At 62.4% G+C, this 20,888-nt stretch carries 18 protein-coding genes; 8 read left to right on the top strand and 10 right to left on the bottom strand.

Features of this window, described 5'->3' with window-relative positions; translation table 11 throughout:
* Positions 1–432 (bottom strand): carbon starvation CstA family protein (locus tag M5B99_RS02985; RefSeq protein ID WP_318654556.1); only part of this gene is annotated, 432 nt, incomplete at its 3' end.
* Between the two features lie 162 nt (positions 433–594).
* On the opposite strand from M5B99_RS02985, the gene M5B99_RS02980 reads away from it, so the two are divergent.
* The 3 genes from M5B99_RS02980 to M5B99_RS02970 all read left to right on the top strand — a co-directional run bounded on the left by M5B99_RS02980 (position 595) and on the right by M5B99_RS02970 (position 3,634).
* Positions 595–1,956, top strand: coding sequence for a cache domain-containing protein (locus tag M5B99_RS02980; protein ID WP_248802575.1), 1,362 nt, complete (start codon positions 595–597; stop codon positions 1,954–1,956).
* Between the two features lie 30 nt (positions 1,957–1,986).
* Positions 1,987–2,619, top strand: coding sequence for a response regulator (locus M5B99_RS02975; protein WP_248802574.1), 633 nt, complete (start codon positions 1,987–1,989; stop codon positions 2,617–2,619).
* Positions 2,620–2,692: 73 nt separating this feature from the next.
* The gene (locus M5B99_RS02970) at positions 2,693–3,634 is read left to right on the top strand and encodes a 5'-nucleotidase (protein ID WP_248802573.1); all 942 of its coding nucleotides are present in this window, start codon (positions 2,693–2,695) and stop codon (positions 3,632–3,634) included.
* On the opposite strand, the gene kdpD is transcribed toward M5B99_RS02970, so the two are convergent.
* The 7 genes from kdpD to M5B99_RS02935 form a co-directional block, all read right to left on the bottom strand.
* Positions 3,612–6,290, bottom strand: coding sequence for a two-component system sensor histidine kinase KdpD (kdpD, locus tag M5B99_RS02965; RefSeq protein WP_248802572.1), 2,679 nt, complete (start codon positions 6,288–6,290; stop codon positions 3,612–3,614). The genes M5B99_RS02970 and kdpD overlap by 23 nt on opposite strands.
* 26 nt (positions 6,291–6,316) lie before the next feature.
* The gene (gene kdpC / locus M5B99_RS02960) at positions 6,317–6,889 is read right to left on the bottom strand and encodes a potassium-transporting ATPase subunit KdpC (protein ID WP_248802571.1); all 573 of its coding nucleotides are present in this window, start codon (positions 6,887–6,889) and stop codon (positions 6,317–6,319) included.
* 12 nt (positions 6,890–6,901) lie between these two features.
* Positions 6,902–8,980: a potassium-transporting ATPase subunit KdpB gene (gene kdpB / locus M5B99_RS02955; RefSeq protein ID WP_248802570.1), complete on the bottom strand. Its 2,079-nt coding sequence runs from the start codon at positions 8,978–8,980 to the stop codon at positions 6,902–6,904.
* A 10-nt stretch (positions 8,981–8,990) separates the two neighbouring features.
* Positions 8,991–10,763, bottom strand: a complete 1,773-nt coding sequence (gene kdpA, locus M5B99_RS02950; protein WP_248802569.1) for a potassium-transporting ATPase subunit KdpA — start codon at positions 10,761–10,763, stop codon at positions 8,991–8,993.
* Complete coding sequence (gene kdpF, locus M5B99_RS02945) at positions 10,760–10,852, bottom strand: K(+)-transporting ATPase subunit F (protein WP_248745825.1); 93 nt, start codon at positions 10,850–10,852, stop codon at positions 10,760–10,762. The genes kdpA and kdpF overlap by 4 nt, the downstream gene beginning before the upstream one ends.
* Positions 10,853–11,139: 287 nt before the next feature.
* Complete coding sequence (locus M5B99_RS02940) at positions 11,140–12,138, bottom strand: bile acid:sodium symporter family protein (RefSeq protein ID WP_248802568.1); 999 nt, start codon at positions 12,136–12,138, stop codon at positions 11,140–11,142.
* Positions 12,139–12,311: 173 nt separating this feature from the next.
* The gene (locus M5B99_RS02935) at positions 12,312–13,388 is read right to left on the bottom strand and encodes an alginate lyase family protein (protein WP_248802567.1); all 1,077 of its coding nucleotides are present in this window, start codon (positions 13,386–13,388) and stop codon (positions 12,312–12,314) included.
* A gap of 127 nt (positions 13,389–13,515) precedes the next feature.
* Here M5B99_RS02935 and M5B99_RS02930 point away from each other — a divergent pair, with 127 nt between their 5' ends.
* Complete coding sequence (locus tag M5B99_RS02930) at positions 13,516–13,941, top strand: DUF1801 domain-containing protein (protein ID WP_248802566.1); 426 nt, start codon at positions 13,516–13,518, stop codon at positions 13,939–13,941.
* Here the strand turns inward: M5B99_RS02930 and M5B99_RS02925 are convergent.
* Positions 13,933–15,186, bottom strand: a complete 1,254-nt coding sequence (locus M5B99_RS02925) for an MFS transporter (RefSeq protein ID WP_248802565.1) — start codon at positions 15,184–15,186, stop codon at positions 13,933–13,935. The two genes, M5B99_RS02930 and M5B99_RS02925, sit on opposite strands and share 9 nt — an antisense overlap.
* A 74-nt stretch (positions 15,187–15,260) precedes the next feature.
* Between M5B99_RS02925 and M5B99_RS02920 the strand changes: the two genes are divergently transcribed.
* Positions 15,261–15,953 (top strand): ArsR/SmtB family transcription factor, encoded by a 693-nt coding sequence (locus M5B99_RS02920; RefSeq protein WP_248802564.1) that lies wholly within the window; start codon positions 15,261–15,263, stop codon positions 15,951–15,953.
* A 5-nt stretch (positions 15,954–15,958) separates the two neighbouring features.
* On the opposite strand, the gene M5B99_RS02915 is transcribed toward M5B99_RS02920, so the two are convergent.
* A complete protein-coding gene (locus M5B99_RS02915) occupies positions 15,959–16,681 on the bottom strand; it encodes a CerR family C-terminal domain-containing protein (protein ID WP_248802563.1) in 723 nt (240 codons plus the stop codon).
* A 98-nt stretch (positions 16,682–16,779) separates the two neighbouring features.
* Here M5B99_RS02915 and M5B99_RS02910 point away from each other — a divergent pair, with 98 nt between their 5' ends.
* The 3 genes from M5B99_RS02910 to M5B99_RS02900 are packed head-to-tail and all read left to right on the top strand — an operon-like array spanning position 16,780 to position 20,886.
* On the top strand, positions 16,780–17,886 hold the full coding sequence (locus M5B99_RS02910; protein WP_248802562.1) for an HlyD family secretion protein: 1,107 nt from the start codon (positions 16,780–16,782) through the stop codon (positions 17,884–17,886).
* Positions 17,879–19,465, top strand: coding sequence for a DHA2 family efflux MFS transporter permease subunit (locus M5B99_RS02905; protein WP_248802561.1), 1,587 nt, complete (start codon positions 17,879–17,881; stop codon positions 19,463–19,465). The genes M5B99_RS02910 and M5B99_RS02905 overlap by 8 nt, the downstream gene beginning before the upstream one ends.
* A complete protein-coding gene (locus M5B99_RS02900; RefSeq protein WP_248802560.1) occupies positions 19,462–20,886 on the top strand; it encodes an efflux transporter outer membrane subunit in 1,425 nt (474 codons plus the stop codon). The genes M5B99_RS02905 and M5B99_RS02900 overlap by 4 nt, the downstream gene beginning before the upstream one ends.
* The last annotated feature ends 2 nt before the right edge of the window (positions 20,887–20,888 follow it).

Below are 20,888 nucleotides of genomic sequence, written 5' to 3'. Positions count from 1 at the left end.
GCCGTTGCGGCGGGTGGACATGAACAGGACCATGAAGTCTTGCACCGCACCGGCCAGCACCACGCCGGCAATCAGCCACAGCGTACCGGGCAGGTAGCCCATCTGCGCCGCCAATACCGGTCCGACCAGCGGTCCGGCGCCGGCGATAGCCGCGAAGTGGTGACCGAAAAGAATGTGTTTGTTGGTCGGCACATAGTCCAGGCCATCGTTATTGATGACGGCGGGGGTGGCGCGACTGGGGTCGAGCTGCATCACCTTGTTGGCGATAAACAGGCTGTAGTAGCGGTATGCGACGAGGTAGATAGCGACTGCGGCGACTACGATCCAGAGGGCGTTGATGGCTTCGCCGCGGCGCAGGGCCACGACACTCAGCGCAAACGCTCCCAGGACAGCCACGGCAAACCAGGCGAGGTGTTTAGCCAGACGGTTCATTGCGTGTCTCCTGCCAACAGCCGGTAGACTGTGGCGGTAATTTTTATAATTGTGTCCGCTGTGCGGAGCTGGCCCAATATCCGTGTATGCCGTCAACAAAAGTATCCGCACGACTACGTACGCAGCCTCTACGTAGTTCTACTGAGAGCCCCGGGATTCGCCATGCAGCTCAAGCACAAAATCGTCGCCCTGGGAATCTTGCCCCTGGTCCTGGCTATCGCGGTCATCTGCGCCCTGGTGATATCCCTGAACCGCCAATTGGGCGACCAGCAGGCGCAACTGATCGAAGACAGTATCCTGGCGAGCAAGCGTGCGGAACTGAAAAACTACGTCGAAATGGCGCAGAGCCTGATCGCACCGCTCTATGACGACGGCAAGGGCGACGCCCACGCCCAGCAGCAAGTGCTGGAAGAGCTGCGCCAGCTCAGCTTCGGGATCAATGGCTACTTCTTCGTCTACGACCGTCAGGGCCGCAGCCTGATGCACTCGCGCCAGTCCGAGCTGGTAGGCCAATACCTGTGGGACATGAAGGACCCCCACGGCTTGCCGGTGATCCAGGCGTTGCTGAAAAGCGCTGAGTCGGGAGAGGGCTTTCAACGCTACGCCTGGAACAAACCCTCGACCGGGCAGGTGACCGACAAGCTCGCTTATGTGGTGATGCTGGACCGCTGGGGTTGGATGCTCGGAACCGGCATCTATCTTGAGGATGTCGAGCGCGCCACCCAGCAGGCCCGTGACGAGGTGGCCCAGGGCATCCGCAAGACGATGCTGGCGATCGCCGTGGTTGCCCTGGTGGCGGTGCTGCTGGTCTTTGCCAGCGGCATGACCCTGAACGTCAGCGAGCATCGCCTGGCTGACAAGAAACTGCAGCGTCTGACCCAGCGCATCGTCAGTTTGCAGGAGGAAGAGCGCTCACGGGTTTCCCGTGAACTGCACGACGGTATCAGCCAGGTACTGGTGTCCATCAAGTTTCAGTTCGAACTGGCCAGCCATGTGCTGGAGAAAGGGCAGGAGCAGGGCCTGGACATTTTAAGGGAAGCCGTCGAGCGCCTGGGAGAAGCGATTGGCGAGGTGCGCAGCCTCTCCCATGATCTGCGCTCGTCCTTGCTCGACACCCTGGGCTTGCCCGCGGCGATTGGTCAGCTCGCCGCCGAGTTCGAGCAGCGCAGCGGGCTGGTGGTGACCTACGATAACAGCGAATTCGATTGCCAACTGGTCGAGGGGCTGCCGGTCTCGTTGTTTCGCATCGTGCAGGAAGGCCTGACCAATATTGAACGTCACGCACAGGCGCAGAATGTTTCCATTACCCTGTGCGGGTCCGCCGAGTCCGTACGGCTGACGGTGATTGATGATGGTATCGGTTTCAACGTTGCTCAGGTCGAGCGGCGTCACTCCGGCATTGGCCTGCGTAATATCCGTGAACGGGTCGAGCATTTTGGTGGGCGCTTCGAGCTGGTCTCGACGCCGGGAAGAAGTGTGCTGGACGTGCTGCTGCCGCTTAAAATGCCCGCTACAAAGTACTGACTCAGCCCACAACAAGAGCGAGCGTCCCTGATGAGCCTGCTGTATCCAATCCGCGTCGCCCTGGTCGACGATCACTCCCTGGTCCGGGATGGGATCAAGGCCCTGCTGGCGATCATGCCCGCCCTGGAAGTGGTGGGCGAAGCCGAGAGCGGCGCCGAAGCCCTCGAGATGGTGAAGCGCTGCCAGCCGGACCTGCTGCTGGTGGATATCGGTCTGAAGGACATGAACGGACTCGAGCTGACTCGGGTGTTGAGCAAGACGTATCCGTTGCTGAAGATTCTGGTCCTCAGCATGTACGACAACACCGAGTATGTAAGCGAGTCGGTGCGTTCCGGCGCCAGTGGTTATGTGCTGAAGAATTCGCCTTCACGGGAAATCATTGCCGCCATCGAGGCCATCGCCAGCGGCGGGACCTTCTACAGTGCCGCGATCGCACAACGGCTGATCGCCGACAAGCCCGCCGATAACGAGCTGACACCGCGCGAGAGCCAGGTGCTGCGCAAGATGGTCGAGGGCATGAACAACAAGGAAATGGCCCGGGAGCTGGACATCAGCGTGCGCACGGTGGAGACCCATCGCTTGAGCATCCGCCGCAAGCTCAACATTGACAAGCCCGCCGCCCTGGTCAAGTACGCGATTGACCATGGGATCATTTCGCACTGAGGTCACTCAAGATCGCGTCATAACGGCATAAGACGGGTGCGGTAGTATGTGGCCATTACGACGGAGAACGGTTATGCCCTATGAGTTGGATAATCGCTTGGTGATTGGCGTGGCATCGAGCGCCGTGTTTGATCTCAGTGCTTCGGATGCGGTGTTCAAGAGCCAGGGGGAGGAGGAGTATCGGAAATTCCAGGAACGCAAGCTGGACGAGCCGTTGCCCAAAGGGATCGCCTTTCCTTTTATCAAGCGCTTGTTGTCTCTGAATGACTTGAGTGCCGATCCGGAAGATCCCCTGGTGGAAGTGGTCCTGCTGTCCAAGAACGACCCGGACACGGGACTGCGCGTCATGCGAACCATTGATCACTATGGGCTCGGGATGACGCGGGCGATCTTCATGCAGGGCAAGTCGCCTTACGAATACATCCCTGCGTTGAATATTGCGCTGTTTCTCTCGGCCGACAAGACGGACGTGGATGCGGCCATCAAGGCCGGGTATCCGGCGGGGCAGGTCATGGACTCAAAGGCCGATGATGACGAGGCCGACGATACCCTCAGGATCGCCTTCGACTTTGATGGCGTCCTGGCGGGGGATGAGTCCGAGTCGGTAATGCAGACGTCCGGGCTGGAGGGATTTCACGCCCATGAAGTCAAGAATGTCGCGCAGCCCCACAACCCCGGGCCGCTCAAGGAGTTCTTTGTTCGTATCGCGAAGATCCAGTCGGAAGAAGAGAAATACAAGGCGCAGAACGCGGATTACAAGAATCGCCTGAGGGTTTCCATTGTTACCGCCCGCAGTGCGCCGTCCCACGAGCGCGCGCTGAATACGCTGAAGAGTTGGGGAGTCATGGCCAATGACGCCTTTTTCCTCGGAGGCATCGAAAAGGGGCGGGTACTGGCGGTGTTGAAACCGCATATTTTCTTCGACGACCAGTCGGGCCATCTTAAAGCCGCCAGCGCGGTCGTGCCCTCCGTGCATATCCCATTCGGTGTGACTAATCAGCCGAAGGCTCAATGAGCGGTGGCTCTTCCCGGGGCAGACGCAAGGTGAAGCGCGCCCCACCTTCCGGGCGGGTAACCCCCAGTATGGTGCCTCCATGGGCCTGGGCAATGGCTTTGCAGATGGCCAGGCCCAGACCGACGCCCGGAATCGAGTTTTCCTTTTTGCCGCGTACGAATTTACTGAAGATGGTTTCTTCATGACCGCGCGGCAAGCCCGGGCCGTCATCGGCCACCCATAACTCGATAGTCTCAGACGTAGTCCTTGCCCCCACGTGGATGGGCGTTTGCGGCGGCGTGTAGTTGACGGCGTTTTCGATCAGGTTGATCAGCAGGCGTTCAATCAGTGCTCCGTCGATACGAACCGCGGGTATATCGTCATCCAGGGCAACCTGCACGGGATGATTGCCGAGGATTGGCTGCAGGGCTTTCAGGGCGCTGCCCAGCACGTCCTTGATCGGCTGCCACTGTCGGTTCAGCGCCAGCTTGCCGGACTCCAGATGGGCCATGTCCAGAAGGTTGTTGACCAGGGTATTCATGTGCAGCGCAGATTCTCCGACGGCGCTGGCGATCCGTGCGGCGTCGCCCGACAGGGGAGGGCTTGTCTGTTTGAGGTCTGCGGTGAGTCCCACCAGGACTGACAGGGGCGTTCGCAGGTCATGGGAAATGGCCGCCAGCAGTGAGTTGCGCAAGCGCTCGGATTCCATCTGAACCGTGGTGTCCTGGGCCACATTGACGTAGTGGATTCTTTCGAGGGAGATCGCCAGCAATGAACTGCAGGTGTCGAGCAGCCGCCGCTGTTCCGGTACCACCAGGCGGCTGGCGTCTCGCGGCTGCACCGCCAGTACCCCGCGCACCCGCATGGGCGCCGACAAGGGTAGATAAAGCGTGGCGCTAGAAGGCAGGGTGTCGGTGCCATAACCGGCCGGTTCGGTTTTATCGTAAGACCACTGGGCAATGGCAATGTCGACCTGAGGGGGATCGCCGATGATCATCGGGGCTTGCAGTTTGTTGTCGTCGTCAGCCACCAGCAGGGCGGATCGTGCGCCAAACTCGGCGGCCAGAAAACGTGCGCCGATCTCCGCGACTTGTTCGGTCATCAAGGCCGCCGACAACAAACGTGACATCTCGTACAACGCCCGCATGCGATCTTCGCGGCGTTGTGCCACTCGTGCCTGGTAGGTCAGGCCGGCAGTCATCTGGCCGATCACCAGGGCGACAACCAGCATGACACAAAAGGTCACCAGGTACTGGACATCGGCAATGGCGAATGAATAACGCGGCGACACAAAGAAGAAGTCGAAGGACGCCACGGACAGGAAGGCCGCCAGAACCGCCGGGCCGCGACCAAAACGCACCGCCGCGGCAACGACGGCGAGCAGGAAGATCATGACGATATTGGCCTGCTCCAGGATCTGGGCCAGGGGCATGGCCGCGAGGGTCGTCAGGATGCAGAGTGCCACGCTCCAGAGACAGGGTTGCAACACCAGCGGGCTATGGGGGACCGCCAGGCGTGTCTCGGTTTGCGCCCGCCGGCTGGCGGGAAGAGAGACCTGGATCACATCCAGGTCCGCGCCCAGTGCGCCGATGCGATCGGCGATCGCCCAGTGCCAGAAGCGCCGACGTAGGCGGTCGTCACGGCCCAGCACGATTTTGGACAGATTGTGCTGCCGGGCATACTTGATCAATACCTCGGCAATATCCTGTCCGGCCAGGGTCGAGATTTGCGCCCCCATGTTCTCGGCCAGCTTGAGGGTCGCCAGGACGCGGCGGCGCTTGGCCTCGGGCAGGCGTTGCAAGGCCGGGGTTTCGACATACACGGCGTGCCACGGCACATTGAGCTGGGCGGCCAGACGCGCGGTCGAACGCACGGTCTTGTCCGCATGCTCGTGGGGACCGATGCAGGCGAGCAACGACTCGCGCGTACCCCAGACCGGCTTGACCGAGGTGTTCAGGCGGTACTGCAACATCTCGCTGTCGACCCGATCGGCGGTGCGCCGCAGCGCCAGTTCGCGCAAGGCGATCAGGTTGCCTTTGCGGAAGAAGTTCTGCACCGCACGCTCGGCCTGCTGGACCAGATAGACCTTGCCTTCCTTGAGGCGTTGCAGTAGGTCATCGGGTGGCAGGTCGACAATGACCACCTCATCGGCCGTGTCGAACACATGGTCGGGCACGGTCTCCCAGACCTTGATCCCGGTGATGCCGCCGACGATGTCATTCAGGCTCTCGAGATGCTGGACGTTCATGGTGGACCAGACATCGATACCGGCGCCGAGTAGTTCTTCCACATCCTGCCAGCGTTTCGGGTGGCGCGAGCCGGTGATGTTGGAGTGCGCCAGTTCGTCAATCAGGATCAGGCCCGGCCGGCGCGCCAGCGCGGCGTCAAGGTCGAACTCGGTCAGGGTACGGTGCTTGTCGACGACCTGCTTGAGCGGTAACTGCTCCAGCCCCGAAGTCAGTGCCTGGGTTTCGGCGCGACCGTGGGTCTCGACTACGCCGATCAGCACATCAACATTTTGCAGCTTGGCGGTCTGGGCGGCAGCCAGCATCGCGTAGGTCTTGCCGACACCGGCACTGGCACCGAAAAAAATCTTCAGGCGGCCGCGTTTGGCTTGCGCCTCTTCTTCGCGGATCTGTGCCAGCAGTTGGTCCGGATCAGGACGTTGTTCGGCCATCAAGCCCACCCTGGGTCAGTGGACACTCAATGCGCGGCGTCGAGTGCCAGGTTCAATGCCAGCACGTTGACCCGCGGCTCGCCGAGGAACCCGAACAGCATGTTTTCCGAGTGTTCGGCGATCAGCTCGCGGACCCGCTCGACGGGCAGGTTGCGCAGCCGTGAGACGCGTGCGGCCTGGTACAGGGCGGCGGCGATACTGATATGCGGATCAAGGCCACTGGCCGAGCTGTAGACCAGATCGGCGGGTATCGTGGCGGTGTTCCCCGGATCGGCGGCGTGCAAGGCGTCGATCCGGCCCTTGATGGCATCGCCCAGGGCCGGGTTCAGCGGGCCCAGGTTCGAGCCGCCCGAAGCCAGCGGATTATAGGCCATGGGGCTGGTGGCGGACGGCCGACTCCAGAAGTACCTGGGGTCACTGAACCCTTGGCCGATCAGCAGCGAACCCACGGCTTTACCATCTCTTTCCACCAGGCTTCCCGCCGCCTGATAGGGGAACACCAGCCGGGCGATCCCGGTGGTGAGCAACGGATAGGCGAGGCCGGTGATCAGGGAGAGTGCGATCAGCAGGGTCAAGGCGGGACGCAACAGAGCTAGCATGACAGTACCCCCTCAAGTCAGACCGACAGCAGACAAGGCCATGTCGATCACCTTGATGCCGATAAATGGAACGATCACCCCGCCCAGCCCATAGATCAACAGATTGCGGCGCAGCAGCGAGGCCGCGCCGACCGGGCGGTATTTCACCCCTTTGAGCGCCAGGGGAATCAGGAAGATGATGATCAGTGCATTGAAAATCACCGCCGACAGCACTGCGGAGTTGGGACTTGTAAGGCCCATGATATTGAGGGCCGAGAGCTGCGGGTAAGTGGAGACAAAAGCGGCAGGTACAATGGCGAAATACTTGGCGATGTCGTTGGCGATCGAGAAGGTGGTCAACGAACCACGGGTCATCAGCATCTGCTTGCCGGTCTCTACCACCTCGATCAGCTTGGTCGGGTTGCTGTCCAGATCGACCATGTTGCCAGCTTCCTTGGCCGCCTGGGTGCCCGAGTTCATTGCCACGGCGACGTCGGCCTGGGCCAGTGCCGGGGCATCGTTGGTGCCGTCGCCCGTCATGGCCACCAACCGACCTTCGGCCTGGTAGCTACGGATCAGTTGCAGCTTCTGTTCGGGGGTCGCCTCTGCCAGAAAGTCATCGACCCCGGCCTCGGCGGCGATAGCGGCGGCGGTGACCCGATTGTCGCCGGTCACCATCACCGTCTTGATCCCCATGCGTCGCAGCTCGACGAAGCGCTCCTTGATCCCACCTTTGACGATGTCCTTGAGTTCGATGACCCCCAGCACCTTGGCCCCGTCAGCGACCACCAGCGGTGTGCTGCCCCGGCGTGCCACTTCCTCGATGCTGGTTTGTACCGCGGTTGGAAAGCTGCCGCCCAGGCTCTGGACGTGCTTGAGGACGGCCTCGCCGGCGCCTTTGCGCAGTTGCCGGGGGCCCAGGTCGACACCACTCATGCGGGTCTGCGCAGAAAAGTGCACGAAATGCGCGTCGAGCGCCGTGATGTCCCGTTCCCGCAGGTTGAATTTCTGCTTGGCCAGCACCACGATACTGCGCCCCTCGGGCGTTTCGTCGGCCAGGGACGCCAATTGCGCCACATCGGCCAGTTCCGCCTCCTTGATGTCCGGCGCCGGCAAAAAAGCCGAGGCATGACGGTTGCCCAGGGTGATGGTGCCGGTCTTGTCGAGTAGCAGTACGTCGACATCCCCGGCGGCCTCCACGGCCCGCCCAGAGGTGGCGATGACATTGGCCTCCATCATGCGGCTCATGCCCGCCACGCCGACTGCCGACAGCAGGCCGGCGATGGTGGTGGGAATCAGGCACACCAGCAGTGAGATCAGCACGGTGAGCGAGACCGGCACGCCGGCTTTTGTCACGGCAACGCCAAACAGCGAGGAGGGCAGCAGGGTCACTGTGACCCCGAGGAACACGATGGTCAGCGCGACCAGGAGAATCGACAGGGCGATTTCATTCGGGGTTTTTTGCCGCTTGGCGTTCTCGACCATCGCGATCATACGGTCGACGAAGGTTTCGCCGGGGTTGGCTGTGACCCGTACGATGATCCAGTCCGAGAGGACCCGTGTACCGCCGGTCACCGCCGAGAAGTCGCCGCCACTTTCGCGTATCACCGGGGCCGACTCGCCCGTGATGGCCGATTCGTCCACCGAAGCGGCGCCTTCGATCACATCACCGTCGGCCGGTATCAGCGAATTGGCCAGGTCGCCGGCTTCAACCACCACGACATCGCCTTTGCACAGCTCGCTGGATTTGGCCAGTTGCCACTCGGCGCCGTAGTGGGGCTCGCGCAGTTTCTTGGCCCAGGTTTCCTTTTTCAGGTTGCGCAACGAAGCCGCCTGGGCCTTGCTGCGGCCTTCTGCCAGGGCCTCGGCGAAATTGGCGAACAGCACCGTGAACCACAACCACAAGGCAATCGCCAGGATGAAACCGGTGCTGGCTTCGCCCTTGCCGCTGAGGGCCTGGACCCACAAGCCGGTGGTGATGATGGCGCCGATGTAGACCACGAACATCACCGGGTTGCGCCACTGGACTCGCGGACTGAGCTTGCGCAGGGCGTCGACGACGGCAGGTCGCAGCAGTGTCGGATCGAACAGGGAGAACGCTTTACGGGTCATGTGCCTGATCTCACTTGAACAGCATGAGGTGTTCGACTACCGGGCCCAGCGCCAGCGCCGGCACATAGTTCAGCAAACCGACCAGCAACACCGTGCCGATCAGCAGGACGACGAACAGCATGCCATGGGTCGGCATCGTGCCGCCGGTCACCGCCAGGCGCTTCTTGCCGGCCAGGCTGCCCGCGACCGCCAGCACCGGTACGATGACGCCGAACCGGCCAAACCAGCAGACGACGGCCAGCAGGGTGTTGTAGAACGGCGTGTTAGCCGATAGACCGGCAAAGGCACTGCCGTTGTTATTGGCCACAGAGGTCAGGGCATAGAGGATTTCCGAAAAGCCATGGACACCGGGATTGGCGATGCCCAGGCGGCCCGCATCGGTCATGACGGCGACTGCGGTGCCGAGCAGCACCAGCAACGGCGTGACCAGAATGGCGATGGCGACCATCTTCATCTCGTAGGCTTCGATCTTCTTGCCCAGATACTCGGGTGTGCGTCCGATCATCAGCCCGGCGATAAATACCGCGAGAATGGCGAATACCAGCATGCCGTACAGCCCGGAGCCGGTCCCGCCGAATACCACCTCGCCCAGTTGCATCAGCACCAGAGGCACCGCGCCGCCCAGGGGGGTGAACGAGTCGTGCATGGCATTGACCGCACCGCACGAAGCCGCCGTGGTCACCGCCGCGAACAGGCTTGAGGCACTGATGCCAAAACGCAGTTCCTTGCCTTCCATATTGCCCGCGGCATTATCAATGCCCAGCGAGGCGAACTGCGGATTGCCGAGTTGCTCGTAGTGGGTGACGGCGATCACCGCAATCACGAAGAGGATGGTCATGGTTGCCAGCAGGGCCCAGCCTTGGCGTATGTCGCCGACGACATGACCGAAGACGAAGCACAAAGCGGTGGGGATCAGGAAGATCGCGATCAGCTGAAAGAAATTGGTGACGGCGGTGGGGTTCTCGTAGGGGTGCGCCGAGTTGGCGTTGAAGAAGCCGCCACCGTTGGTGCCGAGCATCTTGATCGCCTCCTGGGAGGCCACCGGTCCCATGGCGATGGTCTGTTTATCGGTGCTGCTGGCCACGGTCAGCGGATTGCCCTTGGCGTCGACGCTCGGCTGGCCCGCGGCGTCGAGTACCGGTGCCTGGTACTGCATGACCTCCAGCGTGCTGACGTCCTTGTAGGGGTCAAGGTTCTGGATCGCACCCTGGCTCACATAGAACAGCGCGAAGATCAGCGACAGCGGCAACAGGACCCACAAGGTGATCCGGGTGAGATCGACCCAGGCATTGCCGATGCTGTCGGCGCTGTGGCGGGCAAACCCACGGACCAAGGCTATCGCCACGACGATACCGGTGGCCGCGGACATGAAGTTCTGCACCGTCAAGGCGAGCATCTGGGTCAGGTAGCTCATCGCCGACTCGCCGCTATAGGCCTGCCAGTTGGTATTGGTGACAAAACTGGCGGCGGTATTGAACGACGAGTCCGGGGTGATGGCGGGAAACCCCTGCGGGTTGAAGGGCAGCACGCCTTGCAGCCGTTGCAAGGCATAAACGGCCAGCAGCCCCAGGCTGTTGAACAGGATCAGGGCCAGGGCGTATTGCAGCCAACCCATCTGCGTTCCAGGCTGGACACCGGCAAGCCGATACAGCGGTGACTCGACGCGCGAACCGAAGGCGAAGCGGCCTTCCATCACGCTGGTCAACCAGCGCCCCAAGGGCCAGGCCAGAATAACCAGCAGCAAAAGAAAGGCCCCGAGCAGGACCCAGGCTTGAAGATTCACAGGAAGTCCTCCGGAAACAGCAGCGCGGCGACCAGGTAAACCAGCAGGCCGGCCGCTATCAGGCCGCCGAATAGATAGAAGGCGGTCATGACCGTCTCCTTTTCAGCGCCGCGCAGCCATGCGCCATGCCCACCAGGCTGATGAAGAACAGTGCAGCGAGTACCAAAAAAATGAAGTCCATGGTATTCCCTCCAGTGATGGAGGGAGCATAGACGGAGATTTCAATGGAGGTGGGTTGATCATGCCGATCAATCCCGCCGTGGTTAGTGGACACGCCCCACGGCACTTCGATCCAGCAAGCATTGCTTCAGCGCCGTGGCGGCCAGGCGGTCGCAACCGGATATGATCCACATGCTCATCCGTGGATGGGAAGCGATCAAGGATCGACCTGGCCCATCAGTTCAGCCACCGATTCCTGGCGTTTTGCATAACGCTGCGCCAGCACCGCACAGACCATCAACTGAATCTGGTGGAACAACATCAGCGGCAGGATCAATACGCCGATGGTGCTGCCGGCGAACAGTACCTGGGCCATCGGTACGCCGGTGGCCAGGCTTTTCTTCGAGCCGCAGAAGAGAATGGTGATGCGGTCTTCCTGATCGAAGCCAAAGGCCCTGCCCAGCACGCTGGACGCCAGCAGCACCAGCGTGAGTATCACGCCGCAGACCACCACCAGGCCGGCCAGGTCCCAGAGCGGGATCTGATGCCAGATGCCTTCGTTCACCGCTTCGCTGAAGGCGCTGTAGACCACCAGCAGGATCGAGCCCTGGTCAACGAACTTCAGCCACGATTTGTTGCGCCCTACCCAGGCGCCGATCCAGCGTCGGGCGATCTGCCCGGCAATAAATGGCAGCAGCAACTGCACGCTGATCTTCAGGATGGCATCGAGGGTCGAGCCGCCACTGCCGTGCACGTCCAGCAGCAAGGTCACCAGCAACGGCGTGAGGAAGATGCCGAACAGGCTCGACGCCGCCGCGCTGCAGATCGCCGCCGGCACATTGCCGCGGGCCAGGGACGTGAAGGCAATCGCCGACTGCACCGTGGCCGGCAGGGCGCAGAGGTAGAGCATGCCCATATACAGCTTGTCGCCGATCAGCGGCGACAGCAGCGGCTTGAGCGCGACGCCCAGCAGCGGGAACAGGACAAAGGTCAGGCCGAACACCAGCAGATGCAGGCGCCAGTGGCCGGCGCCGGCAATGATCGACTCGCGCGACAGCTTGGCGCCGTGCAGGAAGAACAGCAGGGCAATGGCGATATTGGTCAGCCCGCTGAAACCGACGGCGACCTGGCCGCCGGCGGGCAGGAAACTGGCGAGAAGCACCACGCTGACCAGCGTCAGGGTGAAGTTGTCGGGCAGGAAACGAGGGCGAGTCATCAGGCGGGTCATCCAGAAACAAGACAGTAGATGGACTCTAGCCTGTCTGCCGATTGCCGACTAACGCCAATAAGTCCATGAATGTCGCCAAAAGGACATAACGTATTGCCCCGCCTGGCGGTTTTCGTTACCGATACCTGAATCGTCCGACGCTTGAGCCGAAGGTGCCATGGCTACTTCAAGTAGCAGGCACCGATCCAGTCTTGAGGATTGGGTGCCAGTTGCCGGGCCAGCGGCAAGTATCGCCCATCCAGTTGCGCGGCCAGCCAGAAGAGTTTGTTGCTGCTTTTCGGCTCCCAGGTACCGCTATACCCGGCTTCTCCGACGTTGGCGCGGTCGCGGTCAAACTTCACGCGGGTATGCACGAACTCCTGATGGCTGCGTTGGCCGTTTGCATAGGGCACCAGCCAATCGAGCGAGCGGCTCAGGGAGGCACCCGTGGGGGCGCTATAACCCAACCAATTGCCGCCGTAGGGCTTGGCCGCCAGGGCGGCCTGGACCAGTGGCTCCAGGTCATAGACGACGTAGTGCAGCGCATCACGCTCCCTGAAGTCCAGCGCCGAGCCATCCGGCAGGAGATTGTCCGCTACCTGTTGCCGGAACAGTTGGAAGGCCTGCTCCAGCATGCCTTGATCGGCCAGCGCGGCGGCGGCCAGGGTGACCAGCTTGACGCGATGGCTCTGCCAGTTATTGATATTTTTACTACTCTTCGAAGCATGGAACTGTCGAATCTGCGCGAGGTAGCCGTTCCCGAGTTGGCGCAGGAAGGCGCGGCTGGCCTCTCGCGTTTCCGGGCGCAGTGCACTGGCGGTGAGGGTGTAGGCATCGATCAGTTGATCGAGATTGGTTTCGTCGATCGGGTTGAAGTCCGGCTGATAGGTGCGGGTCCAGGTGGCAAGGCCCTCGTCGACCTGTCGCAGATAGCGCGGGTCGGCGCTCAGGCGCCAGGCGAGGGCGGCCTGGCGCAGTACCGGCCAATCCTTTTCCGCCGCGATGCTCTGCTCGCGAATGCCCTGGTTCGGCAGGGTGCCTTCCGTATGCAGATGGGGCAGGGCGTGGATGCCATCGCCCAGATGTCGTTGCGCGGCCGCCAGCAGCTGTTTGGCGGATGGGCTTGTCGCGGCGGGTTGGCAGAGGTTCATGATCTGAGGCGAGGTAACGGCAGTCGAGGCGGCGCCCGCAAAGCTGCTGAGCAGTGTGGCGCTGATGCCGAAGACCCATGCTGCGGTATCGGGAAAAACTCGTGACATGCTCTATCTCAACGCTTGATAAGTGAAACCAGTGCTGCTGGCGAGTGGTGGAAAAACTAGCACAGTGTGGTTTCTTTCTTGATGAAACCGGCGAGCGGCAACCGCCACGAACAGGAATGCAACTGCCATGAACCAGGAAACGGAAGAGGGTGGGAGCGCCTCGCAGATGATCGACGCAAGAATCGCGGAACTGGGGGATTGGCGCGGTGAGACCCTCACCCGAATCCGGACGCTGATCGTGCAGGCCGACCCCGAAGTGGTCGAGGAGTGGAAGTGGCGTGGCGTGCCGGTCTGGTCCCATGGCGGCATCATCTGCACCGGCGAGACCTACAAGCAGGTGGTGAAGCTGACCTTCGCCAAGGGTGCATCGCTGGAGGATCCGGCGGGTCTCTTCAATTCCAGCCTTGAAGGCAACACCCGGCGCGCGATTGATTTGCATGAGGGCGAGCAGATCGATGAGCAGGCATTGACCGCGCTGATTCGCGCCGCCGTGGCGCTCAACACTTCGGCGGCTCGCAGCAAGTCGACCCGATCAAAGCCGCAGTCAGAGTGAGTGCCGGCTGAATTCCGGGATATGTTGAGCCGAACGCCGGTTACCCACCACCAGAGCCAATATCGCCAGCCCCTGGACTCCGGCCGCCAGCCCCAACAGCAGCAGTTCGCCATGGGACCCGCCCAGTGACTTCAGTGCACCAAAGAATGCTGGCGCAAAGGCATAGCAGCCTTGGGCGGTGGCGACGATCAGCGTCACCACGCGTTGTGTTTGCTGGCGCGGGAATTCCGCTTGGGCAATCAGCGGCGGCAAGGAGGTGGCGTTGCCGATCCCCGCGCCAAAGAGGATGCCCCCCAGCCACAGCAGATCGGGGAAGCTGCCTAATCCGGTCATGACCAGGCAGCCGAGCAACTGGCAGCCATAGCTCAGGCAGGCAACGGTGCGCCGGTTGGCATTGGGTGGCATCAGCCAACCGACCAGAAACCGGCCGGCGATGGCGCTTGCCGTTGCCAGGCCCATTGCCAATCCGGCCTTTGCCTCTGTGACGTGATCGACCAACAGCAGGAACAAGTGGGTAATCAGCCCGATCTGGGCGAACAATCCCAGGGACATGGCGGCCGCCAATGTCACGAATCGACGATTGCACCATAGCGAGGTTGCCTTGCTACCCGGGGAGACGGTCGGCTGCTCAGGTGGCTGATCCGCCCCATCGGCATATTGCCCGAGGTCTTCAGGCCGAACCTTGAAGACCTTGATTGACAGCGCGGCAATCGTCGTTATCGATACCAGGCCAACCCCTAGCGCGGCCTGGGTGAAGCCGATCCGGTCGATCAGGAACACCCACGCGGATGAAAAGATCACCCCGCCGATACTGGCGCCGTTATAGGCCATCGCCAGGGCGGCCGGACGCCTGGCGACAAACCATGGAGAGATGAGTGCATTGACCGCGGCCGCCCCCATGGTCACCCAGCCCAATCCACTGAGCAGTGCGGCCAGGAACAATTGGTAGGGTTGATCGGCTACCGACCATCCATAAACGCCGATGCCGAGCAGGATCGATCCGAGCACAGTGGTGCGGGGCAGGCCCAGGCGCTTGTACAAGACGGGCAGGTTCACCACCACCAGGGTGCCCGCGAGAAAGTGCAGGGTGACGGCGGCCGAGCACAAGGGCAGCGACCAGCCGGTTCGCTGAATCACCGCGTAGAGAAAGATCGGCGGACCGTAGAAGCCGATCCCCCAGCCGAACACCGCCATCACAAAGGTCGCCGCCACGACCTTTCGGCCAAAAAAATTCGATTGCTGCATGGGTGAATCCCTTCAAGTGGTTTGGCATCAGTATGATGATGAAAAAACCGCGATACTTCGCAAAGGGGTGAACTATGGATGTCGAAGCGGCTGATCTTTCCCTGGCAGCGGTGGCCGGTGCGATTGCCGATCCGGCTCGTGCACGAATGCTCTGCAGTCTGTTGGACGGCCACGCGCGCACGGCCACGGAATTGGCCGCCGTGGCCGATATCGGCGCGTCCACCGCCAGCGGCCATTTTTTACGTTTGCGTGAGCAGGGGCTGGTGGAGATGCTGGTCCAGGGTCGGCATCGCTATTACCGATTGGCCAATCCCCAGGTGGCGCATGCGCTGGAGGCCTTGTTATCGCTGACTGATCGCCGCATGACGCGGTTTCAGCCCAGCACGCCGTCGGCCTTGAAGCGGGCCAGGACCTGTTATGACCATATCGCCGGGGAAGTCGCGGTCAAACTGCATGACGCCTTGTTGCAGGCGAGCTGGATCGAAGAGCAGGGCAAGGACTATGTCCTCACGGAAACGGGCGCCGCGTCGTTGGTGCGTCTGGGCATCGATATCGAGGCCGTGTCGCGCCAACGCCGACGCCTGGCCTATCCCTGCATGGACTGGAGCGAGCGCTCACCGCATATCGGCGGTGCGTTGGGCGCAGCCCTTCTGGACCTGCTGCTCAAGCGCGGCTGGGTGAACCGCCATCTCGATTCCAGAGCCCTGAATCTGACGCCGAAAGGCGCAAAGAGCCTGGCAACCGCGTTTGGCCTACAGGCTCGTTAAAGGCGTCACTGCGCCGTTTCCGCGCCTGCCGCGTCGCGCTCACTGACCAATGCCAGCAGCGTCAGGCGATTCTGTGACAGCATCACGTTGCGCACGGTTTCCATGCGTTGCTGGTCGATGGTGTCCCAGCCCAGCGCCCGCAGAATGGGCGCGCGCTTGACGCGAAACACGATGCTCTGGCTGTTGAGCGCCATCGTCTGGATTATCGTGATTTCGTCATTGGCCGGCCGCCCGGTCAGGCGCCCGACGATGCTGCGGGTGACGTGGGACAGGCGCTGATTGAGGCCTTGCTCCATCAGTGTGGCCGCGGACGGCGGGCCCAGGCCGGCTTGCTCGCAGGCCATGAAGCGACGCCAGTCGGTGGATTGCGGCGTGTCATGAAGGAACGACAGAAAGACACCAAGAATGCCCAGGTAACGCTCGATCAATATCGGGTCATCGGCGAGGGGGTCGTCCAGCGCCGCTTCGGCGGCCGAGACCACCTCCTCCAGCTGTGCCCAGAGCTGCGCAAGGATGTGCTGGACGCAGGCCAGGTAAACCCCTTCCTTGTTGTCGAAATAGTATTGCAGCGCCGGTGCATTGACCCCGGCCGCCGCTGCGATCTGGCGCGTCGAGGCGCTTTCGAAACCATGGGTGGCGAACTGGTCCACAGCGGCTTCGATAATCCGCAGGCGCGTTTCTTCGCCGCGCTGGTAGCCGCCTTCATTTGCTGGTCGATGTCGTGCCATGGGTAAGCCTGAAAAAGAATGCCAGAACAAATTATATCACTTGACATAAATTCGCCATCGCCGCATTTTTTACCGACTGGAATATTTTGGAGTGCGGCATGTCCGTCGATCAACCTATCGGTCAGCACGGCCGCCTTGAGCCCGTGGTTGCAAGCAATCTTCCCGAGCGCCGTGGCAAGCCGCCGCGTGCCCTGATCGGGGTCGGTGTTGTCGCACTGCTGGCGCTGATCGGCTGGGGCGCGCACTGGTGGTTCAGCGGGCGTTTCATTGAAAGCACCGATGACGCCTACCTGCAGGCCGACAGCATGACCGTGGCGCCCAAGGTCGGCGGCTATGTCGCGCAAGTGCTGGTCAGTGACAACGAAACCGTGAGCGTCGGCCAGCCGCTGGTGCGCCTGGACCCGCGCAAATATCAGGCGGCGCTGGACGAAGCCCAGGCCACCGTGGCTTCTCACCAGGCCGATGTGGCCAGGGCCGAAGCCGAGCTGGTGGAGCAGGGCGCCAGCATTGCCCAGGGCCAGGCCCAGCTGGACGGCGCCAACGCCGACTTGCGCCACGCCCAGACCCAGGTCAAGCGTTATGCGCCGCTGGCCCGTTCCGGCGCCGAGACGGAAGAGCATCTGGCCGACCTCAACAATCAACTGGCCCAGGCCAGCACCGGCCTGAGCGCGCATCAAGCCGCGTTGCGCGCGGCGCAAACCCGTATCGGTACGCTCAAGGCGCAATTGCAGCAGGCCCAGGCGCAACTGGCGGTGGCCCAGGCCAGTGCCCGGCAGTCGCAACTGGACCTGGACGACACCACGGTGATCAGCACCCTGGCTGGTCGGGTGGCCGATCGCAGTGTTCGCGTCGGCCAGTTCACCCAACCGGGCACGCGCCTGCTGACCGTGGTGCCGGTGCAGGCGCTTTACCTGACGGCCAATTTCAAGGAAACCCAGATTCACCATATGCAGCCCGGCCAGGTGGTCACGGTGCACGTGGATGCGCTGGGCAGTGAAGATCTCAGCGGGCATATCGACAGCCTCTCGCCTGGTACCGGCTCGCAGTTCGCGCTGTTACCGGCACAGAACGCCACCGGCAACTTCACCAAGATCGTCCAGCGTGTCCCCGTGCGTATCCAGCTGGACGTGCCGGAGTCGGCGCGTGCGGTACTGATGCCGGGCCTGTCGGTGACTGTCGACGTGGACACCCGCCAACATGGCTGACGCCGCGACGGTCGCGGCCACGCGGGACGCGCCCCAGGAGGCCAATGCTTCGCTGACCGACTGGATCGCGGTCGCGGCCGGCTCCCTCGGGGCCTTGCTGGCCACGCTGGACATCTCCATCACCAACTCGGCCTTGCCGCAGATCCAGGGGCAGATCGGTGCCTCGGGCACGGAAGGCACCTGGATTGCCACCGGTTACCTGATGTCGGAGATCGTCATGATCCCGCTGGCGGCCTGGCTGACCCGGGTCTTCGGCTTGCGTCGGTTCCTGATGGGCACGGCAATGGCTTTTACGCTGTTTTCGTTTTTCTGCGGCATGTCCAGCAGTCTCACGGGCATGATCCTGGCGCGGGTCGGCCAGGGCTTTGCCGGTGGCGCGATGATCCCGACGGCGCAGACCATCATCGGCACGCGCCTGCCCCGGCATCAGATGGCCATCGGCATGTCGATGTTTGGCCTGACCGTCTTGCTCGGGCCTTTGATGGGGCCGGTGCTGGGTGGCTGGCTGACCGAGAACGCCAGTTGGCGCTGGTGCTTTTTCCTCAACCTGCCCATCAGTCTGGCGCTGATCGCTTTGCTCTGGACCGGCATCCGCGCGGAAAAAGCCGATCTTCAGCAATTTATCAAGGCGGACTGGATCGGCATCCTCGGGCTGGCCCTGGGCTTGAGTTCGCTGACGGTAATCCTGGAAGAGGGCCAGCGTGAGCACTGGTTCGAGTCCTCGCTGATTGTCGGTCTGAGCCTGCTGATGACCCTGGGTTTTATCCTGATCGCCATCGGTCAGTTCACCGCCCGCCAACCGATCATCAAGCTCAGCCTGATGCGCAACCCGCGCTATGCCAGCGTGATCCTGATCGTCTCGACGGTGGGGGCGGCCATCTATGGGATTTCCTACCTGCTGCCGCAGTTTCTCAACAGTGTTGCCGGCTACAACGCCCAGCAATCCGGGGCGATCATGCTGCTTTCCGGCGTACCGGCTTTCTTGATGATGCCGATCCTGCCGCGGCTGATGCAGCGCTATGACAGCCGCTGGCTGGTGGGCACCGGGCTAGTGCTGTTCGTAATCAGTTGCATGATGAGTCTGAACCTGACGGTTGACAGTGTCGGCCATGATTTCGACACCTCGCAACTGGTGCGCGGTTTCGCCCAGATCCTGGCGATGATGCCGCTCAACCAGATCACCATGGCGGCCGTTCAGGCCCATGAGAAAGGCGAGGCGGCGGGACTCTACAACATGTCGCGCAATATCGGCGGCTCCATCGGGCTGGCCCTGACCGGGGTGTTGATCGATCGGCGCAGCAGTTATCACGACGCGATGATTCGTGAGTCGCTGACGGCCAACAGCACCTTGGGCCAGGAACATATGGCGGCACAGACGGCCTCCTTCATGAGCCAGACCGGTGACCAGGCCCTGGCGCAGTTACAGACGGTCGGTCAGTTGAGTCGCGACATTGCCTTGCAAGCGTCGGTCATGACCTTCACCGATTGTTTCTACCTGCTGGGCATTGCCTTGGCCCTGTGTATTCCCCTGGCCCTTTTACTCAAGAAACCAAACCTTTCGGCGAGCCCCGCACGATGATCGAGAGAACCCTGATTTCGGCCCTGATCCTGGGCCTGCTCGTCGGTTGCACCGTCGGCCCCGATTACCACGGCGCGCCCGCGGTTGCCGAAAAGACCGTGGCGGCAGGGCGTTTCGCCCACGCCGACCCCGTTGCCGGCAGCATCCCAGCCGTTGCCCATTGGTGGCGTGAGCTGGGTGATGCGCAACTCAACAGCCTGGTGGACACTGCGCTCAATGACAGTTCGGATATTCGTGTGGCCCAAGCCCGTTTGCGTCAGGCCCGGGCCGGGTTGCACGGTCAGCGGGCCGCCGGGCGGCCCAAGTTGAGTGCCAATGCCACGGCGCTTCGCATGCGTTCTCCCGATCTTTCCAGCCTGACGGGGCAGCAGAACAGTGCTGGTCGTGGGCCGCTGTCGCTGTATCTGACGGACTTCGATGCCAGCTGGGAAGTCGACATGTTTGGCGGTACGCACCGTGCCATCGAGGCCGCTTCTGCCAGTGCCGATGCCTCGGCCGAGAGCCTGGCCGATGCCCAGGTGCAACTGGCTGCCGAAGTAGTGCAGGCCTATGTCGGTTTACGTGACCAGCAGACCCGCCTGGCCCTGGTTGACACCTCGGCGGGCCTGGAAGCCCAGGTGGTTGACCTGACCCAGCAGCGTCGCAGCCGTGGCGTGGCTTCGCAATTGCAGTTGGAGCAAGTCACCACCCAATGGCAGACCACCCGTGCGCAACGCCTGCCGTTGCAGGCGCAGATCATCGAGTCGCTGGACCAACTGGCGGTCCTCTGCGACCTGGAACCGGGAGAACTGGACAGCCGACTGGGCCAGCCGAGCGCGCTGCCGAGTGTCCCCGGGAGCGTGCCCATCGCTGATCCGGCGGCACTGATCAAGTCCCGTCCGGATATCCGTGCCGCCGAACGCCAGCTGGCCTCCAGCACCGCGCAGGTCGGCGAGAAAAAGGCCGACTGGTTTCCCAAGCTGTCACTGATCGGCGACCTCAGCTTCAGCGCCGCGGCGCCTTCGCATCTGGTGCGCAAGGACAACGCCAGCTGGCTGCTGATTCCACGCCTGACCTGGAACGCCCTGGACTTCGGTCGCGTGGCGGCCGATGTCGACAGTGCCGAAGGGGGTGTCGACGAAGCTCGGGCCCACTATCGCAGCGTGGTTCTCGGTGCGCTGCGCGATGCCGATGTGGCCTTGGCGCGCTACGGTCATCAACGTGAAAACGTGGTCCTGCTGCGGGATATCGAAGCGTCCTCGGCGCGTGCCGCGAGCCTGACTCGCGAGCGCTACGATGCCGGTACCGCAAGTACCCTGGACTGGCTGAACGCTGAGCGCACCCGCTTCGACGCCGAGCAGAATCGGGTGAGCGGCGACAGTGAGTTGCTGAAGGACTTTGCCTCCTTGCACAAGGCGTTGGGGTTGGGCTGGCAGGGCTGAAT

The organism is Pseudomonas sp. MWU13-2100, from assembly GCF_023242365.1.
Classification (GTDB): Bacteria; Pseudomonadota; Gammaproteobacteria; order Pseudomonadales; family Pseudomonadaceae; genus Aquipseudomonas.
The sequence above is the reverse complement of the archived record's forward strand: the minus strand, read 5'-3'. Positions and strand labels throughout refer to the sequence as shown.

Coding starts and splice junctions, on each gene's coding strand:
- kdpD (WP_248802572.1), bottom strand. CDS start 6,290: ATGGCCGAACAACGTCCTGATCCGGACCAACTGCTGGCACAGATCCGC.
- M5B99_RS02935 (WP_248802567.1), bottom strand. CDS start 13,388: ATGTCACGAGTTTTTCCCGATACCGCAGCATGGGTCTTCGGCATCAGC.
- kdpB (WP_248802570.1), bottom strand. CDS start 8,980: ATGACCCGTAAAGCGTTCTCCCTGTTCGATCCGACACTGCTGCGACCT.
- M5B99_RS02900 (WP_248802560.1), top strand. CDS start 19,462: ATGATCGAGAGAACCCTGATTTCGGCCCTGATCCTGGGCCTGCTCGTC.
- M5B99_RS02920 (WP_248802564.1), top strand. CDS start 15,261: ATGGATGTCGAAGCGGCTGATCTTTCCCTGGCAGCGGTGGCCGGTGCG.
- M5B99_RS02915 (WP_248802563.1), bottom strand. CDS start 16,681: ATGGCACGACATCGACCAGCAAATGAAGGCGGCTACCAGCGCGGCGAA.
- M5B99_RS02905 (WP_248802561.1), top strand. CDS start 17,879: ATGGCTGACGCCGCGACGGTCGCGGCCACGCGGGACGCGCCCCAGGAG.
- M5B99_RS02930 (WP_248802566.1), top strand. CDS start 13,516: ATGAACCAGGAAACGGAAGAGGGTGGGAGCGCCTCGCAGATGATCGAC.
- M5B99_RS02980 (WP_248802575.1), top strand. CDS start 595: ATGCAGCTCAAGCACAAAATCGTCGCCCTGGGAATCTTGCCCCTGGTC.
- kdpF (WP_248745825.1), bottom strand. CDS start 10,852: ATGACCGCCTTCTATCTATTCGGCGGCCTGATAGCGGCCGGCCTGCTG.
- M5B99_RS02970 (WP_248802573.1), top strand. CDS start 2,693: ATGCCCTATGAGTTGGATAATCGCTTGGTGATTGGCGTGGCATCGAGC.
- M5B99_RS02910 (WP_248802562.1), top strand. CDS start 16,780: ATGTCCGTCGATCAACCTATCGGTCAGCACGGCCGCCTTGAGCCCGTG.
- kdpC (WP_248802571.1), bottom strand. CDS start 6,889: ATGCTAGCTCTGTTGCGTCCCGCCTTGACCCTGCTGATCGCACTCTCC.
- M5B99_RS02975 (WP_248802574.1), top strand. CDS start 1,987: ATGAGCCTGCTGTATCCAATCCGCGTCGCCCTGGTCGACGATCACTCC.
- M5B99_RS02940 (WP_248802568.1), bottom strand. CDS start 12,138: ATGACTCGCCCTCGTTTCCTGCCCGACAACTTCACCCTGACGCTGGTC.
- M5B99_RS02925 (WP_248802565.1), bottom strand. CDS start 15,186: ATGCAGCAATCGAATTTTTTTGGCCGAAAGGTCGTGGCGGCGACCTTT.